25 protein-coding genes are annotated in these 26,318 nt (G+C 71.5%); 11 read left to right on the top strand and 14 right to left on the bottom strand.

Annotated elements, in window-relative coordinates:
• Positions 1-207: 207 nt before the first annotated feature.
• Complete coding sequence (gene nrfD / locus ABD289_RS16040) at positions 208-1,071, bottom strand: NrfD/PsrC family molybdoenzyme membrane anchor subunit (RefSeq protein WP_344132687.1); 864 nt, start codon at positions 1,069-1,071, stop codon at positions 208-210.
• Complete coding sequence (locus tag ABD289_RS16035) at positions 1,068-1,916, bottom strand: 4Fe-4S dicluster domain-containing protein (RefSeq protein ID WP_425564713.1); 849 nt, start codon at positions 1,914-1,916, stop codon at positions 1,068-1,070. Before ABD289_RS16035 ends, nrfD begins: the two co-directional genes overlap by 4 nt.
• On the opposite strand from ABD289_RS16035, the gene ABD289_RS25350 reads away from it, so the two are divergent.
• Positions 1,828-2,013, top strand: coding sequence for a GlyGly-CTERM sorting domain-containing protein (locus tag ABD289_RS25350; RefSeq protein ID WP_425564698.1), 186 nt, complete (start codon positions 1,828-1,830; stop codon positions 2,011-2,013). The genes ABD289_RS16035 and ABD289_RS25350 overlap by 89 nt on opposite strands.
• On the opposite strand, the gene fdh is transcribed toward ABD289_RS25350, so the two are convergent.
• From fdh to ABD289_RS16010, 5 genes are all read right to left on the bottom strand, one after another.
• A complete protein-coding gene (gene fdh, locus ABD289_RS16030) occupies positions 1,931-5,206 on the bottom strand; it encodes a formate dehydrogenase (protein ID WP_344132680.1) in 3,276 nt (1,091 codons plus the stop codon). The two genes, ABD289_RS25350 and fdh, sit on opposite strands and share 83 nt — an antisense overlap.
• Positions 5,207-5,483: 277 nt before the next feature.
• The gene (locus ABD289_RS16025) at positions 5,484-6,125 is read right to left on the bottom strand and encodes a pyridoxamine 5'-phosphate oxidase family protein (protein WP_344132675.1); all 642 of its coding nucleotides are present in this window, start codon (positions 6,123-6,125) and stop codon (positions 5,484-5,486) included.
• 147 nt (positions 6,126-6,272) lie between these two features.
• On the bottom strand, positions 6,273-7,319 hold the full coding sequence (locus ABD289_RS16020) for a PDR/VanB family oxidoreductase (RefSeq protein WP_344132672.1): 1,047 nt from the start codon (positions 7,317-7,319) through the stop codon (positions 6,273-6,275).
• Positions 7,319-8,203 (bottom strand): metal-dependent hydrolase, encoded by an 885-nt coding sequence (locus tag ABD289_RS16015; protein WP_344132669.1) that lies wholly within the window; start codon positions 8,201-8,203, stop codon positions 7,319-7,321. The genes ABD289_RS16020 and ABD289_RS16015 overlap by 1 nt, the downstream gene beginning before the upstream one ends.
• A gap of 21 nt (positions 8,204-8,224) precedes the next feature.
• Complete coding sequence (locus ABD289_RS16010) at positions 8,225-9,130, bottom strand: alpha/beta fold hydrolase (RefSeq protein WP_344132666.1); 906 nt, start codon at positions 9,128-9,130, stop codon at positions 8,225-8,227.
• A 117-nt stretch (positions 9,131-9,247) separates the two neighbouring features.
• Between ABD289_RS16010 and selA the strand changes: the two genes are divergently transcribed.
• The 3 genes from selA to ku all read left to right on the top strand — a co-directional run bounded on the left by selA (position 9,248) and on the right by ku (position 13,356).
• Positions 9,248-10,537 carry an L-seryl-tRNA(Sec) selenium transferase gene (gene selA / locus ABD289_RS16005; protein ID WP_344132663.1) on the top strand — a complete coding sequence of 430 codons (1,290 nt, stop codon included), beginning with the start codon at positions 9,248-9,250 and terminating at the stop codon, positions 10,535-10,537.
• 5 nt (positions 10,538-10,542) lie between these two features.
• Entirely contained in the window at positions 10,543-12,306 is a 1,764-nt protein-coding gene (selB, locus tag ABD289_RS16000) for a selenocysteine-specific translation elongation factor (protein WP_344132660.1), read from the top strand.
• Between the two features lie 114 nt (positions 12,307-12,420).
• Positions 12,421-13,356, top strand: coding sequence for a non-homologous end joining protein Ku (gene ku / locus ABD289_RS15995; RefSeq protein ID WP_344132656.1), 936 nt, complete (start codon positions 12,421-12,423; stop codon positions 13,354-13,356).
• Positions 13,357-13,525: 169 nt separating this feature from the next.
• Here ku and paaE read toward each other — a convergent pair whose 3' ends face one another.
• Genes paaE through paaZ form a run of 6 tightly spaced genes read right to left on the bottom strand, consistent with a single transcriptional unit; the run spans position 13,526 to position 19,336 of the window.
• Positions 13,526-14,614: a 1,2-phenylacetyl-CoA epoxidase subunit PaaE gene (paaE, locus tag ABD289_RS15990; protein ID WP_344132653.1), complete on the bottom strand. Its 1,089-nt coding sequence runs from the start codon at positions 14,612-14,614 to the stop codon at positions 13,526-13,528.
• Between the two features lies 1 nt (position 14,615).
• A complete protein-coding gene (gene paaD / locus ABD289_RS15985) occupies positions 14,616-15,131 on the bottom strand; it encodes a 1,2-phenylacetyl-CoA epoxidase subunit PaaD (protein ID WP_344132650.1) in 516 nt (171 codons plus the stop codon).
• A complete protein-coding gene (gene paaC, locus ABD289_RS15980) occupies positions 15,125-16,009 on the bottom strand; it encodes a 1,2-phenylacetyl-CoA epoxidase subunit PaaC (RefSeq protein ID WP_344132647.1) in 885 nt (294 codons plus the stop codon). Before paaC ends, paaD begins: the two co-directional genes overlap by 7 nt.
• Positions 16,010-16,017: 8 nt before the next feature.
• Positions 16,018-16,326, bottom strand: a complete 309-nt coding sequence (gene paaB / locus ABD289_RS15975) for a 1,2-phenylacetyl-CoA epoxidase subunit PaaB (protein WP_344132644.1) — start codon at positions 16,324-16,326, stop codon at positions 16,018-16,020.
• Positions 16,323-17,297, bottom strand: coding sequence for a 1,2-phenylacetyl-CoA epoxidase subunit PaaA (gene paaA, locus ABD289_RS15970; RefSeq protein WP_344132641.1), 975 nt, complete (start codon positions 17,295-17,297; stop codon positions 16,323-16,325). Before paaA ends, paaB begins: the two co-directional genes overlap by 4 nt.
• Entirely contained in the window at positions 17,294-19,336 is a 2,043-nt protein-coding gene (paaZ, locus tag ABD289_RS15965; protein ID WP_344132638.1) for a phenylacetic acid degradation bifunctional protein PaaZ, read from the bottom strand. Before paaZ ends, paaA begins: the two co-directional genes overlap by 4 nt.
• Before the next feature lie 201 nt (positions 19,337-19,537).
• On the opposite strand from paaZ, the gene paaI reads away from it, so the two are divergent.
• The 6 genes from paaI to ABD289_RS15935 all read left to right on the top strand — a co-directional run bounded on the left by paaI (position 19,538) and on the right by ABD289_RS15935 (position 24,343).
• Entirely contained in the window at positions 19,538-19,951 is a 414-nt protein-coding gene (paaI, locus tag ABD289_RS15960) for a hydroxyphenylacetyl-CoA thioesterase PaaI (RefSeq protein WP_344132635.1), read from the top strand.
• 12 nt (positions 19,952-19,963) lie between these two features.
• Positions 19,964-21,253, top strand: a complete 1,290-nt coding sequence (paaK, locus tag ABD289_RS15955) for a phenylacetate--CoA ligase PaaK (protein ID WP_344132630.1) — start codon at positions 19,964-19,966, stop codon at positions 21,251-21,253.
• Between the two features lie 19 nt (positions 21,254-21,272).
• Positions 21,273-21,878 (top strand): TetR/AcrR family transcriptional regulator, encoded by a 606-nt coding sequence (locus tag ABD289_RS15950; RefSeq protein ID WP_344132627.1) that lies wholly within the window; start codon positions 21,273-21,275, stop codon positions 21,876-21,878.
• A gap of 532 nt (positions 21,879-22,410) precedes the next feature.
• Positions 22,411-23,388 carry a phytoene/squalene synthase family protein gene (locus tag ABD289_RS15945; protein WP_344132624.1) on the top strand — a complete coding sequence of 326 codons (978 nt, stop codon included), beginning with the start codon at positions 22,411-22,413 and terminating at the stop codon, positions 23,386-23,388.
• 69 nt (positions 23,389-23,457) lie between these two features.
• Positions 23,458-23,778, top strand: a complete 321-nt coding sequence (locus ABD289_RS15940) for a hypothetical protein (RefSeq protein WP_344132621.1) — start codon at positions 23,458-23,460, stop codon at positions 23,776-23,778.
• Between the two features lie 139 nt (positions 23,779-23,917).
• Positions 23,918-24,343, top strand: a complete 426-nt coding sequence (locus tag ABD289_RS15935) for a universal stress protein (protein WP_344132618.1) — start codon at positions 23,918-23,920, stop codon at positions 24,341-24,343.
• Positions 24,344-24,429: 86 nt separating this feature from the next.
• Here the strand turns inward: ABD289_RS15935 and ABD289_RS15930 are convergent, their stop codons facing one another.
• Positions 24,430-25,191, bottom strand: coding sequence for an IclR family transcriptional regulator (locus tag ABD289_RS15930; protein WP_344132615.1), 762 nt, complete (start codon positions 25,189-25,191; stop codon positions 24,430-24,432).
• Between the two features lie 155 nt (positions 25,192-25,346).
• Between ABD289_RS15930 and ABD289_RS15925 the strand changes: the two genes are divergently transcribed.
• On the top strand, positions 25,347-26,270 hold the full coding sequence (locus tag ABD289_RS15925) for a U32 family peptidase (protein ID WP_344132612.1): 924 nt from the start codon (positions 25,347-25,349) through the stop codon (positions 26,268-26,270).
• The last annotated feature ends 48 nt before the right edge of the window (positions 26,271-26,318 follow it).

Genomic DNA, 26,318 nt, shown 5'->3' with positions numbered 1-26,318 from the left:
TCGTCATAGAAACGTAATCAAGATCGCGACGATTTGGCCGAAATCCCAGGTCATTTCTTGATCGGCAATCGAATGCTCCCGCAAAATTCAGTCACGCTCGGTGAGAGCTAGGCCATAAGTCCTACTTGCGGGTGCGTACAGTCCGCATTCGACCGAATTCGATCAGTGCACCGCGCCACATTCTCCGCGCACCGGGCAGAACGCGGTTCATCGCCCGATTCGCCGCCGCTGCGGTTCCACGGTATAGCGCGGATCGCGGGCCGTCTCCCGTCCGGCCTCGAAGATCCCGTAGCGGGTGGCGATCGCGCCCGCGGTCAGGCACGCCCCGGCAGCGAACCGGGCCAGACGACTCGATCCGGCCGGCAGCGCCAGCGCCGCGCCGACGGCCGTGGCAACGCGCGCGGCGCGCAGCACGCGTCCCGGGCGACCCGTGCGGTAGGCCTCCGCGGCGAGGCCCAGGTGCCGCTCCATGCGGTGCGTGGAGGCCAGCTCCAGCACCGAACCCGCCACCGCCATCCGGCGAGCCGGGCCCGCTTCGGCGGGCGCTGCGACCAAGCCGACCGCCCCGGCGCTGGCGACCGCGCTACCGGCGAAGACGAACGGCAGCTCGCGGTGGCCCTCGTGCCAGCCGGGCACTGCGGTGTCGGACAGCAGCACCGCCGTGTAGGTGGTCATCGCCGGGGCGAGCGCACCGGCCACTCCCCCGGCCAGCTTGCCGGTGCGCGGCAGCAGACCGGTGAGCTCGCTCGCTGCGGCCGCGGCGGTCAGCCCCGAGAACGGCGCCAGGATCCAGGACCCGATGCTCAGCGGCGAGGTCGGTTTGATCACCCGCAGCATGTAGAGGAACCGCGTGGGACGGCCCAGGTCGTGCACGAGCGCCACGACGCTGGCTCCCGCACCGATGGCGGCGGCGAGCCGCCCGGTGCGAGCCAGCTGCCGCCTGCCGGTGACCTCGGCGAGCAGTGCCATCGCGGCGCTGCCACCTGCCATGCCCCCGAGGTAGAGGTAGGCGGGCACGTCCGGGACCTTCCACACCGGCGGTTTGATCACCGGCGTGCCGTAGTAGCTCATCGGCGCCTCCCGAGGAACGACGCCGCGATCACCGCAGCGGCCGTTCCCGCGGCGACCGCCGCGTGCGCCCACATCGACGGCAGATCGCGGGTGGTCACCACCGGGTCCGGTGGCAGGCCGTAGACCTCCGGCTCGTCGAGCAGCAGGAAGAACGCCCCGTCACCGCCCACTCCGTCGTCGGGGTCCTGACCGTAGAGCCGGGCCGAGGTCACGCCCTGCTCGTGGAGCTCGTCGACGCGCTGAGCCGCCCGCTCGCGGAGCTCGTCGAGCGGGCCGTACTGGATGGACTCGGTCGGGCACGCGGTCGCGCAGGCCGGCATCTGGCCTGCGCCGAGGCGGTCCTGGCACAGCGTGCACTTGGCGGCCCCGCCGGTGTCCGGCCGGATGTCGATCACGCCGTAGGGGCAGGCGGGGACGCAGTACCCGCACCCGTTGCACACGTCGTCCTGCACCAGCACGGTCCCGTGCTCGGTGCGGATCAGCGCGCCGGTGGGACACACGTCCAGGCAGGCCGCGTGCGTGCAGTGCTTGCAGACGTCCGAGGACATCAGCCAGCGCACCTGCTCGGCATCGGGCGAACCGACCTCGGGCATGCCCAGGTCGACCGCCCGCCCGCGCTGCTCGACGAAGGCCACGTGCCGCCAGGTGGTCCCGCTGAGCTCACCGGTGTTGTCGTAGGACATCCCGGTCAGCGACATGCCGTCCTCGGGCAGCAGGTTCCACTCCTTGCACGCGACCTCGCAGGCCTTGCAGCCGATGCACACGCTGGTGTCGGTGAAGAACCCGACGCGCTCCGGGTGCTGCTCGTACCCGGTCTCGCCCGCCGGATCCGGTAGCGGGCCGATGGGCTGGTTCACGCTCATTCCCCTTCCCGTCGCGGGTGGTCGGCGTGCTCGGTGCCGGTCCGCTCGTCGATGCCCGCGCGTTCGCGGTACTCGGTGACCAGCCGGTTGAGCGCAGCGGCGCGGGGACGGCGGCCGGGCCGGATGTCGCAGGTCCCGGCCTTGGTCTCCATGATGTGCACGTTCGGGTCCAGCGCCACGCCGAGCAGCTCGTTCGCCGCGTCCCCGGTGGTGAGCCCGTTGGGGCCCCAGTGCCACGGGATGCCGATCTGGTGCAGGTCGCGCCCGCCCACCCGCAGCGGTCGCATCCGCTCGGTGACCATGACCCGGGCCTCGATCGCGCTGCGCGCGGTCACCACCGTGGCCCAGCCACCGTGCTCGAGCCCGCGCTCGGCGGCCAGCTCCGGGGAGACCTCCAGGAACATCGCGGGCGCGAGTTCGGAGAGGTGCCGCAGCGTGCGGCTCATGCCCCCGGCGGTGTGGTGCTCGGTGAGGCGGAACGTGGTGAACACGTAGGGGAACACGTCGCCACCCGGTTCCGGCCCGCTGGGCTGGTAGCGGTTCTCCGGCCGGGAGTTGATCTGGCGGGCCGGGTTGCGCTGCTGATCCGGGTGCAGCCGGTTGAGCAGCGGCGATTCCTGCGGCTCGTAGTGCGCCGGGAACGGGCCGTCGACCAGTCCCGCGGGCACGTAGAGCCAGCCCCGGCCGTCGCTCTGCATGATGAACGGTTCGTCGCCCGCGAGCCCGGCGGGGCCCGTGGCTTCGGGAGCGGGCCGGTAGTCGGGACGCTTGGACTTGTCGAAGTCGGGCACGTCGTGGCCGGTCCACTGGCCCCGCTCGGCGTCCCACCACACGTAGGCCTTGCGTCGGCTCCACGGGTGACCGTCGGGGTCGGCCGAGGCCCGGTTGTAGAGGATGCGGCGGTTGGCAGGCCAGGCCCAGCCCCACTCGGGGGCCACCCAGCTCTGCTCGGAGCCCGGTTTGCGGCGCGCGGACTGGTTGACGCCGCCGGCGTAGACGCCGCAGTAGATCCAGCACCCGCAGCTGGTGGAGCCGTCCGCGCGCAGCTGGGTGTAGGCGCTCAGCGCCTCGCCCCGATCGTCGTAGCCGTTGATCTCGGCCAGCACCGCGGCCGCGCTGGGTTCCCCGATCGCGCCCTCGGTCGGGTAGTCCCAGGTCAGCTCCCGCAGCGCCCGATCGCGCGAGTGCTCGTCGGTGACCTTCTCGCGGATCCGCTTGCCCAGGTGGTAGAAGAACCACAGGTCGCTGCGCCGGTCCTCGGCCGGTTCGATCGCCTTGTGGTGCCACTGCAGCAACCGCTGGGTGTTGGTGAAGGTGCCGTCCTTCTCGGTGTGCGCGGCCGCGGGCAGGAAGAAGACCTCGGTGCCGATGTCCTCGGTGCGCATCTCGCCCGTTTCGATCTCGGGACCGTTCTTCCAGAAGGTGGCGGTCTCGATCATGTTCAGGTCGCGCACCACCAGCCAGTCGAGGTTGGCCAGCCCCATCCGCTGCTGCCGCGCGTTCGCGGTGCCCACCGCCGGGTTCTCACCGATGACGAAGTAGCCCTTGCACCGGCCCTCGATCTGGTCGACGACGGTTTGGAAGGTGCCGTGGTCGCCGGTGAGCCGGGGCAGACGGTCGAAGCAGAACTCGTTGTCGGCGGTGGCGTGCTCACCCCACCACGCCTTGAGCAGGCTGACCAGGTAGGACCGGATGTTGGCCCAATAACCGCTGGCACCCTCGTCCTCGGTCACGAAGGACTCCAGATCGGCATCGGTGTGCGCGTGCGGCATCGGGATGTAACCGGGGAGCAGGTTGAACAGCGTCGGGATGTCGGTGGAGCCCTGGATGCTGGCGTGCCCCCGCAGCGCCAGGATGCCGCCGCCGGGCCTGCCGATGTTGCCCAGCAGCAGCTGCAGGATCGAGGCCGCCCGGATGTACTGCACGCCGACGGTGTGGTGCGTCCAGCCGACGGCGTAGGCGATGGCCGCGGTGCGGTCCCTTCCGGAGGCGGCGACCAGCCGCTCGGCGACCCATTGGAAGTCCTCGCGGGAGATCCCGCAGACCTCCTCCACCACATCCGGGGTGTAGCGGGCGTAGTGCCGCTTGAGCAGCTGGAACACGCACCGCGGGTGTTGCAGCGAGGGATCGGACTCCGGACGGCCGTGGTAGACGGGCCCGCCGGATCCGGTGCGCTCGGGCTTGCTGCTCGCCCGCTCGCGCCCGTGTTCGCTGCTCGGCTCGGGGGTTTCCCGCCCGTGCGTGCCGACCGGTGGAACGGCGCTGCTGCCCTCGTACTGCCAGCTGGTCGTGTCGTAACTGCCCGCCTCGGGGTCGAAGCCGGAGAACACCCCACCGAGGTCGTCGGTGTCGCGGAAGTCCTCGCCGACGATCATCGCCGCGTTGGTGTAGTTGGCGACGTAGTCGTGGAAGTAAGCGTCGTTGCTCAGCACGTGGTTGATCAGCCCGCCGAGGAACGCGATGTCGCTACCGGCGCGCAGCGCGACGTGCTTGTCGGCCACCGCCGAGGTGCGGGTGTAGCGCGGGTCGACGTGGATGATCGTGGCGCCGCGCTTCTTGGCCTCCATGACCCACTGGAATCCGACCGGATGGGCTTCGGCCATGTTGGACCCCTGGATGAGGATGCAGTCCGATTCGGCGAGGTCCTGCTGGAACGTCGTGGCGCCGCCGCGCCCGAAGGAGGTACCCAGACCGGGCACCGTGGAGGAGTGTCAAATGCGCGCCTGGTTCTCCACCTGGACCGCACCGAGGGCGGTGTAGAGCTTCTTCATGAGGTAGTTCTCCTCGTTGTCGAGGGTCGCTCCTCCGAGGCTCGCGATGCCCATGGTGCGCCGCAGCGGTCTGCCGTCGGCGTCGGTGTCCTCCCAGGTTTCCTCGCGGGTGGCCAGCACCCGGTCGGCGATCATGTCCAGCGCGGTGTCGAGGTCGAGATCCTGCCATTCGGTGCCGTGGGGACTCCGGTAGCGGACCTTGGTCTCGCGCAGCGGAGAGGTGACGAGCTCGCGGCTGGCCGAACCCTTCGGGCACAACCGGCCCCGGCTGATCGGCGATTCCGGGTCGCCCTCGATCTGGGTGATCTCCCCGTCCTGCACGAACACCCGTTGGCCGCAGCCGACGGCGCAGTACGGGCACACCGACCGGACGACATCATCCGCTCGAGTGGTGCGCGCACGCAGCTCGTCGGTGTTGGCCGACCGGGCCGCGGTTCCCCGTCCGGACCGGTCGGGGCCGGTGACCTGCCGCAGCACCGGCCAGTTCAACCAACGCCTCATCGGTCCTCCACTCCCGCCCGGTCCGATGTTCTACCCGCGGGCGCGATCTCTCAAACATCACGGGTGCGGGCGAGTCGACTAGGGGTGGAGGATCCGCGCGACGGCCCCTGCGCGCAGGAGAACGGGTTCACCGGCCGTGCACATCGGTCCGGACCCGGTCCGATGTTGATCGAGGCCGACAGCAGCCCCGCAGCGGCGGACGGGGCCGGGTTCGCCGACCAGGCGCACCTCACCCGCTGGTTCCGCCGCTGCTACCGGCGCGCTGCCGCGACTCGGTTCAGGCCCCGGCGTCGTAGAGGGTCCGGCGGTATTGGTCCGGGCTGTAGTAGTGCTCGAGCTCGGTCAGCGAGTCGTCAGGCCGTTCCAGCTCCTTGGCGATGCGCGCACGGGTGGTCACCGCGTCCGGGTCCCAGGTCTCCGGGTTCCACAGCCCGGAGCGCAGGAAAGCCTTGGCGCAGTGGTGGAAGACCTGCTCGATCTCCACCAGGAGCACCACCTCCGGCCGGTGGCCCTTGACGACCAGGTCGTCGAAGAACGGGGCATCGCGCAGCAGCCGGGCGCGACCGTTGATCCGCAAGGTGTCACCGCGGCCCGGGATGAAGTACAGCAACCCCACGTGGGGATTGCGCAGGATGTTGCGGAAGCCGTCGACCTGGCGGTTGCCGGGGCGTTCCGGGACGGCGATGGTGCGCTCGTCGAGCACCCGGGTGAAGCCGGCGGGATCCCCCTTCGGTGAGACGTCGCACCGGCCCTCGGAGTCGGAGGTCGCGACGAGGCAGAACGGCGAAGCGGCGAGCCACTGCCGATCCAACTCGTGCAAGCGCGGCCGTTCCTTGTCCAGCACCCGCTGCGGGGGTTCGCCGATGATGTCGGTGAGCTCGTCGACGGAGCCGATCTCGCTGGCCGCGCTGAGGTCCATGCCGCGAACACTACGGCAGGAGCGCCGGGCGCCGAAGCGTTTTTCGCACCCCGCGACCGCTTCGGCGCCCGGCTCGTGCCGGTGGGGCTCGCGGGCCGCCCCCGTGCGACCCGCGAGCCCCATCTCCCCTGATCCCCCGACCGGGGTCTACAAGTCGAGCACCAACCGCCCGTCGGCTCGATCCACGCAGATCGCCGCGAGCCCCTCTCCCGCGCGACCGCGTCGGCGCACCGCACCCGAGAGCAGGCGGGTGTGGCAGGTACCGCAGAAGCCCTGCCTGCACGAGTACGGGACCTCGGGCAGCACGTCCGAGATCGCCTCCAGCGCGGTGCGGTCGGCCGGTACCTCGACGGTGCGGCCGGTGCGGGCGAGCTCCACGGTGAACGCACGCCCGTCGACGATCGGCGGTGCGGCGAACCGCTCCCAGTGCAGCGCTTCGGCCGGGCTGTCCGGCAGCGCGAGCCGGATGCCACTGAGCATCGGCGTGGGGCCGCAGGCGTACACCGCGGCTCCCGGGGCGGCTCGTTCGAGCAGTTCCGAACCGGAGGCGGGCAGTCCGAACTCGGTGTCCGTTCTGATCCACACCCGTTGCGGATCCAATTCGGACAACTCGTCCAGGAAGGGCATCGACGAGCGGGAGCGTCCCGTGTAGACGAGCCGCCAGTCGTGCCCGCGCGCGGCCGCGCTGCGCACCATCGGCAGGATCGGTGTGATCCCGATACCGCCCGCGACGAACAGGTTGCGCGGCTCACCGGCGAAGGCGAAGGCGTTGCGCGGGCCCTTCGCCGAGACCCGCGCCCCGGTCCGCAGCCGGTGCACCTCGCGGGAAACGCTGCCACCGGCGATGCGGCGCACCGCGATCCGGTAATGGTCGCGCTCGCCCACCGGACCGCACAGCGAGTACTGCCGGGTCCGTCCCGAGGGCAGCCGGACGTCGAGGTGCGCGCCGGGGTGCCACGCGGGAAGCGGGCGTCCCTCCGGGTGACGCAGCCGCACGGACACGACCTCGTCGGCCTCCTCGCGCACCTCGTCGACGACCAGCGCGATGTCGCGGTCGACCGGGTTCGGCGGTGCGACGCCGTGGCGGCAATCGCGGCTCATCCGCTCCATGCCCGCCACCAGTTTGCGCAGCCGCAGCAGGAACGGGTCCGGGCCGGAGCCGTCCAGGGCGCGAGGTATCTCGTGCGCGGTCATCAGCGCTCGGCCGCCAACGCCGCGGGAGACTTCGCCAGGTACGCCACCGCCTGCGCCGTCGAGCCGTACTGGGACGGGTGGTAGTTCGGGCGCAGATAGCCGGGAAGGCTGCCCAGCAACCGCCAGACCGGCGGGATGATCCCGCGCCTGCCGCAGCGCAGCAGATCGCGCCAGCGGGGTTCGCGGCTGCCGCGCAGCACCGGGTCTTGCCGCATCAGGTACTTCACCCCGCGAGCCCACAGGCTCGCGATCGCGAGCGCGGCGATGAGCAGTGCGCCGCACCGCTGCCGGTACTTGCCGTGGACGTGCTGGTAGAGGTCGAACGCGACCGCGCGGTGCTCGACCTCCTCGGCCCCGTGCCAGCGCAGCAGGTCCAGCATGGTCGGGTCCGTCCCGCACCGGTCCAGCGCCTCGGCGTCCAGGACCCACTGCCCGAGCACGGCCGTGAAGTGCTCGATCGCGGCGATGACCGCCAGCCGCTGCACCAGCCACGCCTCGGCGCGCTCGCCCTGGTACGGCCGATCGCCGAGGAGTCGGCGGAAGATCCAGCGGACCTGCTCCACGTACGGGCCGGTGTCCAGCCCGTGGGCGTCGAGGTGGTCGACCACGCCCTGGTGCGACTCGGCGTGCACGGCTTCCTGGCCGATGAACCCGCGGACGTCGGCGGCGAGCCGTTCGTCGATGACCAGCGGGAGGGCCTCCTTGAAGACCTCGACGAACCACCGCTCGCCTTCCGGCAGGACCAGGTGCAGGAAGTTCAGGAAGTGCGTGGCGAACGGTTCACCGGGGATCCAGTGCATCGGCAGCTGGGACCAGTCGAACTCCACATCACGAGCGTGCAGTTCCACCCGCCCCGGCTCCGCGGGATCGACGTCGGACGGCATCGGCCTCGTCTCCTTCCTGCGTCAGCTGCGCTCGCCCCGGACGTGCTCGACGAAGTCGGCGGTGTGCCACGCGATGAGGTCCGGACGCGTGCGCGGCACCCAGTGCCCGCCCGGGAGCCGCCGGACGCGCAGGTCCGCGACCCATCGCCCGACCTCCGTCTGCAGCGCCGGGGACACGAACGGGTCACCGCTGGGAGCCAGGACCTGCACCGGCACGTCGGTGCTGCGCTCCCCCGGATCGGTCAGCACCCCGGAGTTGGCGCGGTAGAGCGAGAGCCCGTTGAGGCCATCGCGGACCACCGGAACCGTCCGGTTTCCGGCGCTGCCGCGGTCGAGGCGTTCCAGCACGGCGATGAGCCGGTTCATCAGCCCGCTCCGCCAGGCGAGCTCGGGAAGCTTCGGCAGCTGGAAGAAGCCGATGTAGCCGGAGAAGACGAGTTGCTTGGCGAGCTGCGCGAGCGATTTCGGACCGCCGCGCAGCTTGCCGCGCACCCAGTGCCCGATGTGGTCCAGGCAAGGTCCCGAGATCGAGGTGAACGAGGCGAACCGGTCGCGATGGGCCGGATCGGTGACCGCGTGCCAGGTCTGCACCGAGCCCCAGTCGTGCGCGAGCAGGTGCACCGCGGCGTCGGGACTGACCGCGTCGGCGACCCGGCGGAGATCGTCGGCCAGCAGATCGACCCGGTAGCCGTCGGGGTGGGCCGGGGCCCCGGAGGAACCCGCGCCGCGAACGTCGTAGGTGACCACGTGGTAGCGCTCGGCGAGAACCTCGGCCACGCCGTCCCAGACCGTGTGGTCGTCCGGATAGCCGTGCAGGGCCAGCACGGTCGGCGCGTCCGGCTGACCGCGCTCCTGCACGTTCAGCTGAAGCCCGTCGACGGTGTCGAGCGTCCTGCCGGTGATCGCGTGCCGCGATGTGCCAGCCATGCGAGGAACCATACCCAATCGTGTCAACGCCCATTGTCACGATTTAGCTGCGATGGGGTTCCTGCCCCGGATCCTTCCCAGCCAGCGGATCTTGCGCCGAGTTCCTATAGTGCGGCCATGCGCGATCCGCGCCGCGACGTTCCGGGAACCGACCGGGTGCTGGCCGACCCGGCGATAGCCGCCGCGATCGAAAACCTCGGGCATCGACTGGTCAAGCGAACCGCGCAACAGGTGCAGCAGCGGGCCCGCGACGGCGAGCTCGATCCCTCGCGGGTGGTCGCGGAAACCCTCGCGGCGCTTCCGGATTCGCCCTCGAGCGTGCGGGCGGTGGTCAACGCCACCGGCGTCCTGCTGCACACCAACCTCGGCCGGGCTCCGCTGTCCGACCCGGCGCGGGACGCGCTGCTGCGCGCGGCGGGCACCACCGATGTGGAACTCGACCTGCACACCGGCAAGCGCGGAACGCGAGGTGCGGCCACGATCGCCGCGCTGCGCGAGGCGGTGCCCGCCGCGGAGGCCGCGCACGTGGTCAACAACGGCGCGGCGGCGCTGGCCCTGGCCGCCACCGCGCTTGCCGCCGGCGGGGAGATCGTGCTCGCGCGCGGCGAGCTCGTCGAGATCGGCGACGGCTTCCGCATCCCGGACCTGCTGACCTCCACCGGCGCCCGGTTGCGCGAGGTGGGGACCACCAACCGCGTTCGTCTCGACGACTACCGGGCGGCGCTCGGCGAGCAGACGGGTTTCGTGCTCAAGGTGCACCCGTCGAACTTCGTGATCAGCGGCTTCACCGCCGCGGTCCCGGCCGCCTCGCTCCGCGAGCTCGACGCGCCGGTGGTGGTCGACATCGGTTCCGGGCTGCTCGAGCCGGATTCGGCGCTGCCCGACGAGCCCGACGCGCACACCGCCCTGGCCGACGGCGCGGATCTGGTCATCGCCAGCGGGGACAAGCTGCTCGGCGGCCCGCAGTGCGGCCTGCTGCTGGGACGTGCGCAGCTGATCGAGCGGTTGCGCAAGCATCCGCTGGCCCGCGCGCTGCGGGTCGACAAGCTGACCCTCGCCGCGCTGGAGGCCACCGTGCGCGGGCCCCGACCACCGACCGCTCGCGCGCTGCACGCGGACCCGGCGCGGTTGCTGCGACGCGCTCGGGCGCTCGCCGAGCAGCTGACCGCGGCCGGACTGCCCGCGACCGCCGTGGAATCCGAAGCGACCGCGGGTGGCGGGGGTGCGCCGGGAGCGCTCCTGCCGAGCGCGGCCGTGGCCTTGCCGGAACGGTTCGCCAAGCACCTGCGCCTGGGCGATCCCCCGGTGCTCGCCAGGCTGGAACGGGACCGGTGCCTGCTGGATCTGGCAGCCGTGCCCGAGGAATGCGACGAGACGCTGCGCCGCGCGGCGCTCGCGGCCGGGTGATCCGGATGCACGTGGTGGCCACCGCGGGACACGTCGATCACGGCAAGTCGACGCTGGTGCGGGCGCTGACCGGGATGGAGCCGGACCGGTGGGAGGAGGAGCACCGGCGCGGCCTGACCATCGATCTCGGCTTCGCCTGGACCCGGTTGCCCGACGGCTGCTCGGTGGCCTTCGTGGATGTCCCCGGCCACGAGCGGTTCGTGCCGAACATGCTCGCGGGCGTCGGCCCGGCCCCGGCGGTGCTGTTCGTGGTGGCCGCCGACGAGGGGTGGATGCCGCAATCCGGCGAGCACCTCGACGCGCTGCACGCCCTGGGCGTGCGGCACGGTCTGCTGGCCATCACCCGCAGCGACCTCGCCGACCCCGAACCGGCGCTGCGTCAGGCGCGCGACCGGTTGGACGCGACGGCGCTGAAGGACCTGCCTGCGGTCGCGGTCAGCGGCCGGTCCGGTGCCGGTCTCGCCGAGCTGCGCTCGGGCATCGACCGGATGTTGCACGAGCTGCCCGGTACCGACGCGCACGCCGATGTCCGCCTGTGGGTGGACCGCGCGTTCACCGTCCGCGGCGCGGGCACCGTCGTGACCGGCACGCTGCAGGCGGGCACGCTGCGCACCGGTGACCGGCTGCGGCTGCACCCGGCGGGTCTGGAGGCATCGGTGCGGGCGCTGCACGCGCTCGGCACCGCCGCCAGCGAGGTCGTCGCCCCCGCCCGGGTGGCCGCCAACCTGCGCGGGGTGGACCTCGATCAGGTGCGGCGCGGCGATGCGCTGCTCACTCCCGATCGCTGGCTCACCACCGACACCCTCGACGTGCGGATCCACCCGGCCCGGCCGTGCCACACCTCCGAGCTCCCGCGCGAACTGACCCTGCACACCGGCGCGGCATCGGTGACCGCGCGCATCCGCCCGCTGGGCGCCGACAGCGCGCGGCTGACGCTGCGGCAGGCGCTACCGCTGCGCATCGGAGATCGCGCGCTGCTGCGCGAACCGGGCGCGCACAGGGTCGCCGCCGGCCTGACGGTGCTCGACGTCCGCCCGCCCGCGCTGAACCGGCGCGGTGCCGCGCGGGCGCGCGCCGGCGTCCTCGCCGAACTCGACGGCACGCCGGACGGAGCGGACGAACTGCGACGGCGCGGGACCGTCCGGGCCGACGAGCTGGCGGCGATGGGCGCCGACCCGCCCGGCCCCGGCCCGTGGTTGCTCTCCGAGCAGCACCGCGCCGAGCTCGCCGAGCGCCTCACCGACTTGCTGGAGCGGCACCGCGCCGAGCACCCGCTCGCTGAGGGCATGGCCACGGAGGCCGCCCGTCGCGCACTGGGACTGCCCGATGCCGCGCTGCTGACCGAGATCGCGCACGACATCGGCGCGCGCTGCGACAACGGCAGGCTGCGCCGCGGTGACCCCGCCCTGCCGCCTCGGGTCGCCGAGGCGGTGGAGTCGCTGTGCAGCGCGCTGCACGAGCACCCGTTCCAGGCCCCCACCGCCGAGGACCTGGCCGATCTCGGCATCGGCGAGCGGGAACTGGCCGCGGCGGAGCGCACCGGTGCGCTGCTGCGCCTCGCCCCCGGCCTGGTGCTGCTGCCGGACGCCGAGCGCGCCGCGGTCGAACGGCTGGCCGACTTGCCCGAGCCGTTCACGCTGAGTCAGGCGAAACGGGCACTGGACACGTCGCGGCGGGTCGCGGTTCCCTTGATGGAACTGCTCGCCCGCCGCGGCCGGACCCGGCGGCTGCCCGACGGCGCGCACCAGCTGGTCCGGTCCGGCGGTTGACCCCGCGACCGGGCGTCGTCGCGCGCGACGAGCACCGGAGAACGGCTCCGAGAGCTGCGATCTTGCGTCCCTCACCGCATGGTGAAACCGGGCGCCGCGGAACGGGAGGCAGCCATGCCGCGCAAGATCTGGACCGGTTCGATCAACTTCGGCCTGGTGACGATCCCGGTCGGGCTCTACGCCGCGACCGAGGACCACACCATCCAGTTCCACCAGTACGAGCGCGGGACCACGGATCGGGTCCGCTACAAGCGCGTCAACGAGCGAACCGGCGAGGAGGTCGGCTACTCCGACATCGTCAAGGGACGCGAAGCCGACGGCGGGGTCATCACCGTCGATCCGGCCGAGCTGGAGGAGATCGCGCCCGGGCGCTCGCGCACCATCGACATCTCCACGTTCGTCGAGCTCGCCGAGATCGACCCGGTGCACTTCCAGAAGACCTACTGGCTGGCCCCCAACTCCAGCGAGCACTACCGCCCGTACAACCTGCTGCGCCGCGCCATGCAGAAGACCGGGCAGGCGGGCATCGCGACGTTCGTGCTGCGCGGCAAGCAGTACCTCACCGCGGTGCGCGCGGACGACGAGGTGCTGGCGCTGAACACCCTGTACTTCGCCGATGAGATCCGCGATCCGGGCGAGCTGCTCGAGGACCAGTCCGAGCAGGCCGCGCCCACGGACAAGGAGATCCAGATGGCCACCACGATCATCGAATCGATGAGCGGTGCGTGGAATCCGGAGGACTACGAGGACACCTACACCGCCCGGGTCGAGGAGCTCCTCGCAGAGAAGGCCCGTGGCGGGGAGGCGGTGCCCTCCGAGGCGCCGCCGCAACCGACCAACGTCACCGATCTCACCGAAGCGCTGCGGCGCAGCGTCGACGAGGCCCGCAAGGGCCGCAAGCCGAAGGCGAAGGCGTCCGAGGACCTCTCGGCCCTGTCCAAGGCCGAACTGGACGATCGCGCCAAACAACTCGGCATCAAGGGCCGCTCCAAGATGAAACGAGCAGAACTGGAAGAAGCCATCACCAACACCCCGGCGAAAGCCTCCTAGCACCGTCCGCTCAGGAACTCCAGCACCCAGGACCGCCAGCACCCGCCCTCGTGAGTCCGGCGCAAGCGGCGAAGCCGCGAACCGCCGCTGCTCAACGAGCAGAGCACGCGGCCGGACGGCGTGTCAGGCCCACCCGAACCGCCACGCAGGCCGATACGGCGACCGAGGATCACGAGTCGTAGTCGACCGTCACCTCGGGTGTGGTGGGTAGCGATTGGCAGGTCAACCGATACCCCGCGGCCAGTTCCGCGTCCTCGAGCGCGAAGTTGCGGCGCATGTTCACCTCACCTGTGGTGATCTTCGCCCGGCACGTGCCGCACACACCGCCCTTGCAGGCGAACGGCAGGTCCGGGCGAACCTGCTGGGCGGCGTCCAGCACCGGGACGTCCTGCGGCAGGGCCATCGTGGTGGTGCGGCCATCGAGCACGACGGTCACCTGGCTGGTGGGCCCGTCGGTGGTCGCCTCCTCGTGGCGCACCGGTTCGGGCGGGACGTCGTCGACGTAGAACAGCTCGCGGTGCACCCGCTCGGCCGGTACGCCGGTTTGGCGGAGCACCTCCGAGGTGTCGGTGACCATGCCGAACGGTCCGCACAACCACCACTGGTCCACCCCGTCGGCGGCGACCACATCGGACAGCAGGGCGCGAAACTTGTCCGCGTCGAGCCTGCCGGTGAACAGGTCGGCCTCCCTCGGTTCGCGGGAGAGCAGGTGCACGAGCTCCAGCCGGGCCGGGTAGCGGTCCTTGAGCTCGGCGAGCTCGTCGGCGAACATCACCGTGTCGCTGCGCCGGTTGCCGTAGATGAGGGTGATGGTGGCGGCGGTCTCGGCCAGCACCGAGCTCGCGATGGACAGCACCGGGGTGATCCCGGATCCCGCCGCCAGCAGCACGTGCCGTTCGGTGCGCTCCAGGTCGGGGGTGAACGTCCCCGTCGGGGGCGCGACCTCGATCTCGTCGCCGGGCCGGACCTCGCGGGTCAACCAGGTGGAGAACACGCCCCCGGGCACCTCGCGCACCCCGATGCGCGGGGCGGCACCGCGCGGGGCGCAGATCGAGTAGTTGCGCCGCTGCTCGGCCCCGTCGACGTGGCGCCGCACGGTCAGCGACTGGCCGGGGCGGAAGTCGAACTCGGCGGCGAGCTCGGCGGGCACGGCGAACTCGACCGAGACCGCGTCGGCGCAGAGCCGATCGACCCGGCTCACCCGCAGCGAGTGGAAACCGGTGCGCCTGCGGATCGGGGTTGCGGTGGGTGCGCCCACGTCAGATCTCCTTGATGTGCTCGAAGGGTTCCTGGCAGGAGCGGCACCGGCGCAGCGCCTTGCACGCCGTGGAGCCGAACCTCGAGATCTCCTCGGTCTCGGGCGAACCGCAGCGCGGGCAGCCCACCCGCGCGACCGGGGCCTGCAACGTCAGCGGTACCGGCCCCGGTGCGCGCTGCGGCGCGGTCCCGGGCGGGGCGATGCCGTGCTCGGCCAGCTTGCGGCGCCCCGCGTCGCTGATCAGGTCTGTGCTCCACGGTGGGTCGAGCACCGTGCGCACCTCGACGTCGTCGAACCCGGCCGCGCGCAGCCGGTCGTCGATATCGGCCCGCATCTCGCGCAGCGCCGGACAACCGGAGTAGGTGGGCGTGATCGACACGACCACCGTCTCCCCCGAGATCTCGACCTCCCGCAGCACGCCGAGGTCGGCCAGCGTCAGCATCGGCAGTTCCGGGTCGACGACCTGCTCGGCGGCGGCGCGCGCCCGAGCCAGGCCCGGACGTGTCGTGGTCACCATGTCGCCTCCGGGTGCGCGCGGGCCAGGCTCTGCATCTCGGCCAGCAGGTAGCCGAGGTGTTCGGTGTGCACGCCGTCGCGGCCCGCTCGTCCGCCCACCGACGCCTGCGGCGCGGCCTGCGGGACGTCCAGGGTCGCCGCGGCGCACACCTGCGCGATGATCTCGTCGAACTCCCCGCGCAACTCCTCCGCTCGGACCGCGACAGCGGGCAGTCCGCGCTCGGTGGCGTGGGTCTCGAAGAGCTCACCGACCAGCGGCCAGATCTCGTCCAGGCCGTGCTGCGCGCGCTCGTGCGAGTGCTCGGTGCCGTCGCCGAGGCGGACGAGCCAGCGCGCGGCGTAATCCCGGTGGTAGGTCACCTCGCTGACGCCCTTCGCGGCGACGGCGGCGAGTACCGGGTCGCGGGAATCGACGAGCCGCCGCAGCAGAGCGAGCCGCCAGGTGCTGAACACCAGCAATCGCGCGATGGTCTGCCCGAAGTCGCCGACCGGCAGTTCCACCAGGCGCACGTTGCGGAACTCCCGCTCGTCGCGGAAGTAGGCCAGCCGGTCCTCGTCCCGGCCGGTCCCGTCGGCCTGTCCCGCGCGGCTGAGCAGCAACCGCGCCTGTCCCAGCAGGTCCAGGGCGATGTTGGCCAGCGCCAGCTCGTCCTCGAGTTCCGGGGCCAGGGTGACGAGTTCGGTGAGCCGGTGCGCGGCGATCAGCGCGTCGTCGCCGAGCATCAGGCAGTACGCCCCGAGCTCGGCGCCGTCCGCACCGTCCGGCAGCGTGCTGTCCACGCCGGAGAGCGGGTCGTCGAACCCGGTCCCGAAGGCCCAGCGGGACTCGCCGTCATCATCGGCGGCGGACAGTGCCTGGTAGGCGTTGTCGAAGGACATCGGGGACCTCACATGTGCGGGACGTCGTCGGGGATGCGGTAGAAGGTCGGGTGCCGGTAGACCTTGTCCCCGCTCGGCGCGAAGAACGGATCCTTCTCGTCCGGGCTGGAGGCGGTGATCGCCTCCGCCGGGACCACCCAAATGCTCACGCCCTCGTTGCGCCGGGTGTAGAGGTTGCGCGCGTTGTGCAGCGCCATCTCCTCGTCGGCCGCGTGCAGCGAGCCGACGTGCACGTGGTTGAGCCCGCGCTTGCCGCGCACGAAGACCTCGAACAACGGCCAGGACGCGCGCGGCGCGGCGGTTTCCCGCTCGCTCATCGGGTGACCTCCTCGGATGTGGGCCCGCTGCTTCGCGCGGCCTGCTTGGCGGCGTGCGCGGCGGCCGCTTCCCGCACCCACCGGCCTCGTTCGTGCGCCTCGCGGCGGCGGGCGACCCGCTGCTCGTTGCACGGCCCGTCCCCGGAGATGACGCGCTTGAGCTCGGACCAGTCCGGTTCGCCGAAGTCGTAGTGCCCGCGCTCGTCGTCGTAGCGCAGTTCCGGGTCGGGAAGGGTGACGCCGAGGGCCTCGGCCTGCGGCACCGTCATGTCCACGAACTTCTGCCGGAGCTCGTCGTTGGTGTGCCGCTTGATGCGCCAGGCCATCGACTGCTGGGTGTTCGGCGAGTCGCCGTCGGGCGGGCCGAACATCATCAGCGACGGCCACCACCAGCGATCGGTGGCGTCCTGCACCATCTCCCGCTGCTCCGGTGAGCCGCGCATCATCGTCATCAGCAGCTCGTAGCCCTGCCGCTGGTGGAAGGACTCCTCCTTGCAGATGCGCACCATCGCTCGCGCGTACGGGCCGTACGAGCTGCGGCACAGCGGCACCTGGTTGCAGATGGCCGCGCCGTCGACCAACCAGCCGATCACGCCGATGTCGGCGAAGGTCAGCGTCGGGTAGTTGAAGATCGACGAGTACTTCTGCCGCTGGTCGATGAGCTTGTCGGTCAGCTCGGCCCGGTCCACTCCCAAGGTTTCGGCCGCGGAGTAGAGGTAGAGCCCGTGGCCGGCCTCGTCCTGCACCTTGGCCAGCAGGATCGCCTTGCGCCGCAGGCTGGGCGCGCGGGTGAGCCAGTTTCCCTCCGGCTGCATCCCGATGATCTCGGAGTGCGCGTGCTGCGCGATCTGGCGCACCAGGGTCTTGCGGTAGCCCTCGGGCATCCAGTCGCGCGGTTCGACGCGCTCCTCGGCGGCAACCCGGTGCTCGAAGTGCTCCTGCAGGGCGGTGTCGTCCAGGGTCTCGGTCATGCTCGGTCTCCCGTCCGCTTGGCGACCAGGGTCAGCACGTCGTACTTGGCCACCGAGTCGCCGTCGCCGTTGGTGACGTCGACGTCCCAGCGCACCTCGCCGTGATCGGCGTTGACGCGCGGGGTGATCTGCTTGGCGGTCATCGTCACCGTGATCGAATCGCCCGGGTAGGTGGGCGTGAGGAACCGCAGGTTCTCCAGCCCGTAGTTGGCCAGCACCGGACCGGGATCCGGGTGCACGAACAAGCCCGCGGCGAAGGACACCACGAGATAGCCGTGCGCGACGCGGCCGTCGAAGAAGGGGTTCTCCCGGGCGGCTTGCTCGTCGGTGTGGGCGTAGAAGGTGTCGCCGGTGAAGTCGGCGAAGTGCGCCACGTCCTCGTCGGTGATGGTGCGCGGCCCGGCCACGACGGTGTCGCCGACGCGCAGGTCTTCGAGGTGCTTGCGGAACGGGTGCTGTTCGGTCTCGGTGCGCGGGGCGCCGGGAACCCATTGCCCGGTGATCGCGGTCAGCGTCGCCGGATCGGCCTGCACGGCGGTGCGCTGCATGTGGTGCTGCACCCCGCGCACGCCGCCCAGCTCCTCGCCGCCGCCCGCCCGTCCGGGGCCGCCGTGCACCAGTGCGGGCAGCGGCGAACCGTGGCCGGTGTTCTCGCCCGCGTTGTCGTCGTTGAGCACCAGCATCCGGCCGTGCCGGGAGGCCGCGCCCAGCACCACGTCGCGGGTGAAGTCGGTGTCGGCGCTGACCACCGAGCCCACCAGGCTGCCCCGGCCGCGCCGGGCCAGCTCGACCGCGTGCGCGGTGCCTTCGTAGCCGAGCAGCGTGCTGACCGGGCCGAATGCCTCCACCTCGTGCGGTTGCGGCAGATCGGGGTCGTCGCAGCGCAGCAGCAGGGGCGGGAGGAACGCGCCGCGTTCCGCGTCGGCGTCGGCGACCTCGAACCGGTCCGGGTCACCGTGCACCAGGGTGCCCGCTTCCAGCAGGGCCTTCAGCGAGCGGCGCACCTCCTCGCGCTGTTCGGTGCCCGCCAGCGCGCCCATCCGCACGCCCTCGGCGGCCGGGTTGCCCACGACGACCTCGCGGAGCCGTTCGCGGGCGGCGTCGACGACCTCGTCCATGCGCTCGGCGGGCACCAGCGCGCGGCGGATCGCGGTGCACTTCTGCCCGGCCTTGACGGTCATCTCGGTGACCAGCTGGTCGACGAACAGGTCGAACTCGGCCGTGCCCGGGGTGGCATCCGGACCGAGGATCGAGCAGTTCAGCGAGTCGGCTTCGGCGTTGAACCGCACGGAGTTGGCCGCGATGGTCGCGTGCGCCCGCAGCCGCTGCCCGGTGGCCGCCGAGCCGGTGAACGACACCAGGTCCTGATCGGTGACGTGGTCTAGGAGGTCGCCCGCGCCGCCGCAGACCAGCTGCACCGCGGCCTCGGGCAGCAGCTCGGAGTCCACCATCAGTTCGACCAGGCGGTGGGTCAGGTACGCGGTCGGGGTCGCGGGTTTGATCAGGCTGGGCACCCCGGCCAGGAACGCGGGTGCGAACTTCTCCAGCGGCCCCCACACGGGGAAGTTGAACGCGTTGATCTGCACCGCCACCCCGCGCAGCGGGGTCAGCACGTGCTGGGCGACGAAGGTGCCGCCCTTGCCGAGGGGCTCGACCGGGCCGTCCAGCTGAACCGACCCGGCGGGCAGTTCCCGGCGGCCCTTGCTGGAGTAGGCGAACAGGGCACCGATGCCGCCGTCGACGTCGAACTTGGCGTCTGCCCGGGTGGCGCCGGTGCTCGCGGACAGCGCGTAGAGCTCCTCGCGGTGCTCGCGCAGGTAGGAGGCCAGGCTCTTGAGCAGCGCGGCGCGCTGGTGGAACGTCAGCTCGCCCAGCGCGGGCCCGCCGCGCCGACGACCGTGCTCCAGGGCGGCGGCCATGTCGATGCCGGCCGAGGACACCCGTGCGACCTCGGCTCCGGTGACCGCGTCCAGCACCGGCGTCCCGTCATCCGCGGGCCGCTGCCACTCACCGCCCACGTAACTGCGCAGAGCAGACATCCGCCGCCGTCCTCCCGATACTTGGATTTACCGACCGTTCATTCGAAAATTAGCACCATCGGCGACCCCGGTACACCGCCCGGACAGGGCGGTTTCCGTCTTGACCGAGCCAGAGATCACCCCGGGGCGTGCGGTCTTGACACCGCGAGGGACAGCGGGATTAATTACCGACTATTCGTTCGGTAGCGAGGCGGTGAACCAATGCAGGAGACCGGCCACCCGGACCCCGCGCGGAAGATGTTCGAGGCCGACGACGCCTCCAGGGCGCTGGGCATCGAGCTCACCGACACGGCCCCAGGGTATGCGCGGGCGCGCATGCGGATCACCCCCGCGATGGTCAACGGACACGGCACGGCCCACGGCGGCTACCTGTTCCTGCTGGCCGACACGACGTTCGCCTGCGCGTGCAACGGCCACGGACCCACCGCGGTGGCCGCGCGCGCCGACATCACCTTCATCCGCCCGGTCGGCCTCGGCGACGAGCTCGTCGCCGTCGCGCAGGAGCGGACCCGGTTCGGGCGCAGCGGGATCTACGACGTCACCGTGCACCGCGACGAGCAGCCCGTTGCCGAGTTCCGCGGCCACAGCAGAACGCTCAACGACGAGCGCACCTGAGAGGAACAGCCGATGACCGCACCGGAGCTTTCCGCCGACGAGCGCGTCACCACCGACGAGCTCGCCGACCTGCAACTGCGCCGGCTGCAGTGGACGCTGCGGCACGCCTACGACAACGTCGAGATGTACCGGAGCAAGTTCGACGCGGCCGGGGTGCGACCGGAGGACTGCCGGAGCCTGGCCGACCTGGCCAAGTTCCCGCACACCACGAAGCACGACCTCCGCGAGCACTACCCGTTCGGCACCTTCGCCGTGCCGATGGAGCAGGTCCGCAGGCTGCACGCCTCCTCGGGCACCACCGGGCTGCCCACGGTCGTCGGCTACACCCAGCGCGATCTCGACACCTGGGCCGAACTGATGGCCCGCTCGATCCGCGCCGCGGGCGGGCGGCCCGGCCAGATGGTCCACGTCTCCTACGGCTACGGCCTGTTCACCGGCGGACTCGGCGCGCACTACGGGGCCGAGCGCCTCGGGTGCACCGTGATCCCGGCCTCCGGCGGCATGACCGCACGGCAGGTGCAGCTCATCCGGGACTTCCGGCCCGAGATCATCATGATCACGCCCACCTACATGCTCACCCTGCTCGACGAGTTCGAGCGCCAGGGCATCGATCCGCGCGAGACCTCGCTGAAGGTGGGCATCTTCGGCGCCGAGCCGTGGACCGACGGCATGCGGACCGAGATCGAACAGCGGCTGAACATCGACGCGGTCGACATCTACGGCCTGTCCGAGGTGATGGGCCCCGGCGTCGCGCAGGAGTGCGTGGAGACCAAGGACGGCCTGCACGTGTGGGAGGACCACTGCTACCCGGAGGTGATCGACCCGTTCACCGAGGAGGTGCTGCCGGACGGCACCGAGGGCGAGCTGGTGTTCACCTCGCTGACCAAGGAGGCGCTGCCGATCATCCGGTACCGCACCCGCGACCTGACCAAGCTGCTGCCGGGCACGGCGCGGCCGATGCGGCGGATGGCCAAGGTGACCGGGCGCAGCGACGACATGATCATCCTGCGCGGGGTCAACGTCTACCCCACCCAGATCGAGGAGGTCGTGCTGCGCACCGAAGGGCTCTCGCCGCACTTCCAGCTGGTGCTCGATCGCGAGGGCCGGATGGATCGGATGGCGGTGCGCGTGGAGGCCCGCGAGGACTGCCCGGCGGCGCGACGCGCGGCGGCGGCTGAGGAACTGACCCGCGGGGTCAAGGACGGCGTCGGCATCAGCACCGAGGTTCACGTGGTGGATCCGGACACATTGGAGCGCTCGGTGGGCAAGCTGCGTCGTATCGTCGACCGACGCGAGTCGTGAGTGGAGAGACCGAGAACCGATGGCAGAGCGCACCAATCGCCGCGGCCGCCCCGGTTACGACCTGGACGGCCTGCTGGACGTCGCCGTGCAGGTGTTCAACGAGCGCGGTTACGACGGCACCAGCATGGAAACGCTCGCCCAGCGGCTCGGCATCACCAAGTCCGCCATCTACTACCACGTCTCCGGCAAGGACGAGCTGCTGCGGCTCGGCGTGAACCGGGCGCTGGACGCCCTGTTCGCCGTGGTCGACGAGCCGGGGGCCACCAGCGGCAAGGCCATCGATCGGCTCGAGCACGTGGTTCGCCGCAGCGTCCAGGTGCTCGTCGAGGAGCTCCCGTTCGTCACGCTGCTGCTGCGGGTGCGCGGCAACACCCGGGTCGAGCGCCAGGCGCTGAGCAGGCGGCGCGAGTTCGACCACGTGGTCAGCGACCTGGTCAAGGAGGCCGAGCGGGACGGCAGCATCCGCCCGGACGTGGATCCCGCGCTGACCAGCAGGTTGCTGTTCGGCATGGTGAACTCGATCATCGAGTGGTACCGGCCCGCCCGCGGTCCGGCATCCGAGCAGGTCGCCGATGCGGTCACCAAGATCGCCTTCGACGGTCTGCGCTCCGGAGCCGCGGACTGAGCGAGTGAGGCCGAGCAGGCCGACCACCAGAGCACCGACCCGCAGCGGAGCCGCTAGCCCACCTCGGCAGCCGGCACCGCCGTGGCCGCGGACGCGTCGTGCGTCGAGGGCGGCCGCGACGCCGCGTGGTCGTGCGGGTGGCCACATCGGGAGCGCATCCCGCAGCCGCACCGCGCGTCGAGCTCGCCACCGGCACCGCCGCGCAGGAGGATCCCAGCAACCCGGGTACCACCACACCTGCGGTGGTCGCGCAACTCTGCGCAGGTCGGCACAGGCTGAAAGAATTTCAGGGCGAACCGCGTCATATCCGTCCGGCTGAGCGGTCTCGATCACGCGGGCGCAGGAGCGCCCGCGTGCGTGCGAGAGCTAGAGGGGATCTCGCACGCGAGGCCGTCGGTCGCGACCTGACCGTGGATGCGCGTCGCGACCGGCGGCCGTCCTGCCGGATGCCGAAATCCGCCCGCGTGACCGGATTCACCGTCGGCGGGTTCCGGCACCGCCGGGCCTCGCGCGATGTGCTGAGATTCGAGTCATGGACGCGGGGGCCTTGCCAGCGGTGACAGCGCGCCGCGAACTGCGAGCGGCCGGAGTCCCCGTCACCCTGCGCGGCGCCTACCTGCGCGCCCGGCGGCTCAACGCCGAGCACGGCCGCACCTACTTCCTGGCCACCAGACTGCTGCCCGCCGCGCACCGCCCGGCCGTGCACGCCCTCTACGGATTCGCGCGCCAGGTCGACGACCTGGTCGACGACACCACCGGCCGCTCCCCCGGGGATCGCGCCGTGGAGCTCGATCACCTGGAAAAACGACTGAACGAAGCGCTCGACTCGGGAACGAGCGCCGAGCCGGTGCTGGCGGCGCTGGCCGATACCGTCCAGCGGCACCGGATCGACCGCGCGCTGTTCCAGGACTTCCTGACCTCGATGCGGATGGACCTCACCGTTGGCGAGTACCCCACCCGCGCGACGCTCGAGAACTACGTGCACGGTTCGGCCGCCGTCATCGGCCTGCAGCTGCTGCCGGTGCTCGGCACGGTCTGCCCGCCGGAGCAGGCGCGCGCCCACGCCGCCGAGCTGGGCGTGGCCTTCCAGCTGACCAACTTCCTGCGGGATGTCTCCGAAGACCTCGACAGGGGCCGGATCTACCTGCCCCTCGACGAGCTGGGCGCCTTCGGCGTGGACCGCGACCGGCTCGCCTGGTGCCGCGAGACGGGCCGCCGCGACGCCCGGGTCCGGCAGGCCCTGTCCGACCAGGTGGCCCGCACCCGCGCCCGCTACCGGGCTGCCGAGCCGGGCATCGCGCTGCTGCGCCCGCAGGCCCGGCCGTGCGTGCGAACCGCCTTCACCCTCTACGGCGAAATCCTCGATCGCATCGTGGAATCCGGTTATGACGTGTTCCGGCGCCGCGCCACGGTGCCGACCTCCCGGCGCGTCGTCGTCGCGCTCGGGGCGGCCTCGTCGGCGCTGGCGGTGCGAGCGGGCTCACGCTTCGCAACGCGGGCACGCGGGTAATCCGAGTGCAGTAGCCCTCCGGAGGCAAGCACCGGATCGATGGGCGGGCACCGGAAGTCGAGGCAGGACATGACCAGCAAACCGACTTGGCACGACCTCGCGCGCACGACCGAGATGGTCACCGATGTCGGCTGGCGGTTACGCGCCGGAGCGCACGGCATGGCGACCTCGCGCGCCGACGCCGCGCGTGCCCGGCAGGCCCTGCTGGATCTCAGCGCCGCCAGCGCCCAGCTGGCCCGCGAGCTCGATCAACTGGCCGCCGACTGCGACACCGGCGGCCTCGAGCCGTCCGCGTCGCACATCGCCCTCGACCAGGCGGCGGCCGCCGCCGAGGACATGGGCAACTGCACTCGGGAGGCCGCCCGCACCATCGAGGACGAACTGACCTGACGGCGCGGCTGGCCCCACCGGGTGCCGCCGAGGGCGGATCGGGCGGAGATCAGCGCGTCGCACTTCCGTGCTCGCGGGGTGACGTCGGACACTCGAAACGTAAACGTCCGGCGGCACCTCGTGGCATCGGGAGGGCATCATGGGCGAGCAGCAGCGGATCATCGTCGGGGTGGACGGCTCGGAGTCGTCGAAGTGCGCGCTGCGCTGGGCGCAGCAGCAGGCCGCGCTATCCGGCTCGGTGGTGCACGCCATCGGCGCCTGGGAGTTCCCGGCCTTCTACAGCTGGGAGGGCGGCCCGATGCCGCCCGACGACTTCGAGGACTCGGCCCGCAAGTGCCTCGACGACACCGTCGAGGAGATTCAGGGCGACGATCGCGGGGTGACCATCGAGCGCGAACTCGTCCACGGTCACGCCGCGCAGGTCCTCGTCGACGCCTCCGAGAACGCCGATCTGCTGGTGGTCGGCAGCCGCGGGCACGGCAGCTTCTACAAGGCCCTGCTCGGCTCCGTCAGCCAGCGCGCGGCGGTGCACGCCAAGTGTCCCGTGGTGATCGTGCGCCACTAGGCACCTGACAGTTTTGCCTAAAACCGTGCGGACGGAACGGGCACCGGGGCCTGACAGTTATCGGCAAAACTGTCAGGCCGCCGGGCTCAACCGCCGAATCCGAGGCGCTCGGAGAGCGCGGCCGCCCCTTCGCGGACCAGGTCGCGCAAGGCGTTCTCGGTCTCGTCGTTCCACCGCAGGATCGGCACCGAGATGCTCATCGCGGCCACCACGCGGTCGTTCTGGTCGTGCACCGGCGCGGACACGCAGGCCACCGACTCGTTGGACTCGCGGTACTCGCTGGCCACGCCGTCGGCGGCGACCTGGTCGAGCTCCTTGCGCAGCGCCTTGCGGCTGGTGACGCTCCGCTCGGTCATCGCCTCGAGCTTGCGCTCGGCGTAGAGGTCGTCGAGCTCGGCGCGGGAGAGGCTCGCCAGCAGCACCTTGCCCAGCGCCGTGCAGTGCGCGGGCAGCCTGCGTCCGACCGCCGATACCATGCGCACCGGGTGGCTGCTGTCCACCTTGGCGACGTAGAGCACCTCGGCGTTCTCCCGCACGCCCACGTGCACCGTCTCCTGACAGCGCTCGGCGATGTCCTCGGCGACCACGTGGCCCTCGCGGGCCAGGTCGAGACGCTCCGCATAGGCCGCGCCGAGCTGGAAGCTGCGCACCCCGAGCCGGTACTTGTTGCTGCCCCGCGCGGTGGCCATCAGATAACCGCGCTCGCTGAGCGTGCCGACCAGCTCGTGCACCGTGGTGCGCGGCAAGCCGAGCTGCGCGGTGATTTCCGGTGCGCTCAACTCCTGCGACTCCAGGAACAGCTCCAGGACGTCGAAGGCCCGTTCCACGGCCGGTACCGCTCGTGCCACCGCGCGCTCCTTCCCTCGTACCCACCGATCGGTTGACCGATATTTCGAACATCGTACCCGATACCGGCTCACGTCAAGAGGTTTCCTTGACCTTCGACCGATGGCGATCATACGATTTTGCGAACGTTGTTCGAAGTATCGGACGGAGTTGCCGGGTGGACCAGACACGTGAATTCCTGCGCTCGCAAGGCTTGCCGGGCGAGGACGCCCCGCTTACCAGCAGCAAGCGGTTCCCGGACGGCGCGCAGTACCGGGTGGAGATCCCCAGCACCGAGGGCCCGGAGGTCTTCGAGGCCGTGCTGGCCGAGGCCGACGCGCGCGGCGTGCGAGTGCATCGCATCTCGCAGGGCAGCGGCGGGATGCTGCTCACCGACGACGAACTCGCCTCGATGGCGGTCGCCGCGTCCGCGCGCTCGGTCGAGCTGAGCCTGTTCGCCCGTCCGCTGGCGAGCTGGGACACCAGCCCGATGTCCACGTCGTCCGGCGGAGCCCCGGTGGCGGCGCAGGCGCGCGGCACCGAGCAGCTGGTGCACGTGCTGGAGGACATCCGCAGGACGGCCGAGGCCGGCGTTCGCAGCGTGTTGATCACCGATCTGGGGGTGCTCAAGGTCGCCTCGGCGATGCGCGAAGCTGGCGATCTGCCGAGCGACCTGCAGTTCAAGATCAGCGTGCAGATGGGGCTGGCCAATCCCGCCTCGGTGCGCATCGCCGAGGACCTCGGCGCCGACACCTACAACGTCCCGACCGACCTGAGCCTGGCCCAGCTGGCGGCCGTGCGCGCGGCCACGGACCTCCCGCTGGACGTCTACATCGAGGCCCCGGACGACATGGGCGGCTTCGTGCGCCACTTCGAGATCGCCGAGATCGTGCGGGTCGCCTCCCCCGTCTACGTCAAGTTCGGCCTGCGCAACGCGCCGAACATCTACCCGAGCGGCACCCACCTCACCCCCACGGCCGTCGCACTGGGCAAGGAACGCGTCCGCCGCGCCCAGATCGGCCTGGATCTGCTGGGGCGCCACTACCCCGGTGCGGTCGGCTCCGAACTCGCCGCTGAAGGGCTCGCGCTGCCCGCGCGCTGAACGCCCGCGATCCCCGGTCGCGGGATCGGCATCCGTTCCGGCGCACCG

Source organism: Saccharopolyspora halophila (genome assembly GCF_039531955.1).
GTDB lineage: Bacteria > Actinomycetota > Actinomycetes > Mycobacteriales > Pseudonocardiaceae > Saccharopolyspora > Saccharopolyspora halophila.
The sequence above is the reverse complement of the archived record's forward strand: the minus strand, read 5'-3'. Positions and strand labels throughout refer to the sequence as shown.

What these genes read in the sequence shown, in the direction of transcription:
- paaB (WP_344132644.1), bottom strand. Translation starts at nt 16,326, where the DNA reads ATGAGCGAGCGGGAAACCGCCGCGCCGCGCGCGTCCTGGCCGTTGTTC.
- nrfD (WP_344132687.1), bottom strand. Translation starts at nt 1,071, where the DNA reads ATGAGCTACTACGGCACGCCGGTGATCAAACCGCCGGTGTGGAAGGTC.
- ABD289_RS15945 (WP_344132624.1), top strand. Translation starts at nt 22,411, where the DNA reads ATGGACGCGGGGGCCTTGCCAGCGGTGACAGCGCGCCGCGAACTGCGA.
- paaC (WP_344132647.1), bottom strand. Translation starts at nt 16,009, where the DNA reads ATGTCCTTCGACAACGCCTACCAGGCACTGTCCGCCGCCGATGATGAC.
- ABD289_RS15950 (WP_344132627.1), top strand. Translation starts at nt 21,273, where the DNA reads ATGGCAGAGCGCACCAATCGCCGCGGCCGCCCCGGTTACGACCTGGAC.
- ABD289_RS15935 (WP_344132618.1), top strand. Translation starts at nt 23,918, where the DNA reads ATGGGCGAGCAGCAGCGGATCATCGTCGGGGTGGACGGCTCGGAGTCG.
- ABD289_RS25350 (WP_425564698.1), top strand. Translation starts at nt 1,828, where the DNA reads ATGCACACGCTGGTGTCGGTGAAGAACCCGACGCGCTCCGGGTGCTGC.
- ABD289_RS15940 (WP_344132621.1), top strand. Translation starts at nt 23,458, where the DNA reads ATGACCAGCAAACCGACTTGGCACGACCTCGCGCGCACGACCGAGATG.
- selA (WP_344132663.1), top strand. Translation starts at nt 9,248, where the DNA reads ATGCGCGATCCGCGCCGCGACGTTCCGGGAACCGACCGGGTGCTGGCC.
- ku (WP_344132656.1), top strand. Translation starts at nt 12,421, where the DNA reads ATGCCGCGCAAGATCTGGACCGGTTCGATCAACTTCGGCCTGGTGACG.
- paaD (WP_344132650.1), bottom strand. Translation starts at nt 15,131, where the DNA reads ATGGTGACCACGACACGTCCGGGCCTGGCTCGGGCGCGCGCCGCCGCC.
- paaK (WP_344132630.1), top strand. Translation starts at nt 19,964, where the DNA reads ATGACCGCACCGGAGCTTTCCGCCGACGAGCGCGTCACCACCGACGAG.
- ABD289_RS16015 (WP_344132669.1), bottom strand. Translation starts at nt 8,203, where the DNA reads ATGCCGTCCGACGTCGATCCCGCGGAGCCGGGGCGGGTGGAACTGCAC.
- paaI (WP_344132635.1), top strand. Translation starts at nt 19,538, where the DNA reads ATGCAGGAGACCGGCCACCCGGACCCCGCGCGGAAGATGTTCGAGGCC.
- ABD289_RS16025 (WP_344132675.1), bottom strand. Translation starts at nt 6,125, where the DNA reads ATGGACCTCAGCGCGGCCAGCGAGATCGGCTCCGTCGACGAGCTCACC.
- ABD289_RS16010 (WP_344132666.1), bottom strand. Translation starts at nt 9,130, where the DNA reads ATGGCTGGCACATCGCGGCACGCGATCACCGGCAGGACGCTCGACACC.
- paaZ (WP_344132638.1), bottom strand. Translation starts at nt 19,336, where the DNA reads ATGTCTGCTCTGCGCAGTTACGTGGGCGGTGAGTGGCAGCGGCCCGCG.
- selB (WP_344132660.1), top strand. Translation starts at nt 10,543, where the DNA reads ATGCACGTGGTGGCCACCGCGGGACACGTCGATCACGGCAAGTCGACG.
- paaA (WP_344132641.1), bottom strand. Translation starts at nt 17,297, where the DNA reads ATGACCGAGACCCTGGACGACACCGCCCTGCAGGAGCACTTCGAGCAC.
- ABD289_RS16020 (WP_344132672.1), bottom strand. Translation starts at nt 7,319, where the DNA reads ATGACCGCGCACGAGATACCTCGCGCCCTGGACGGCTCCGGCCCGGAC.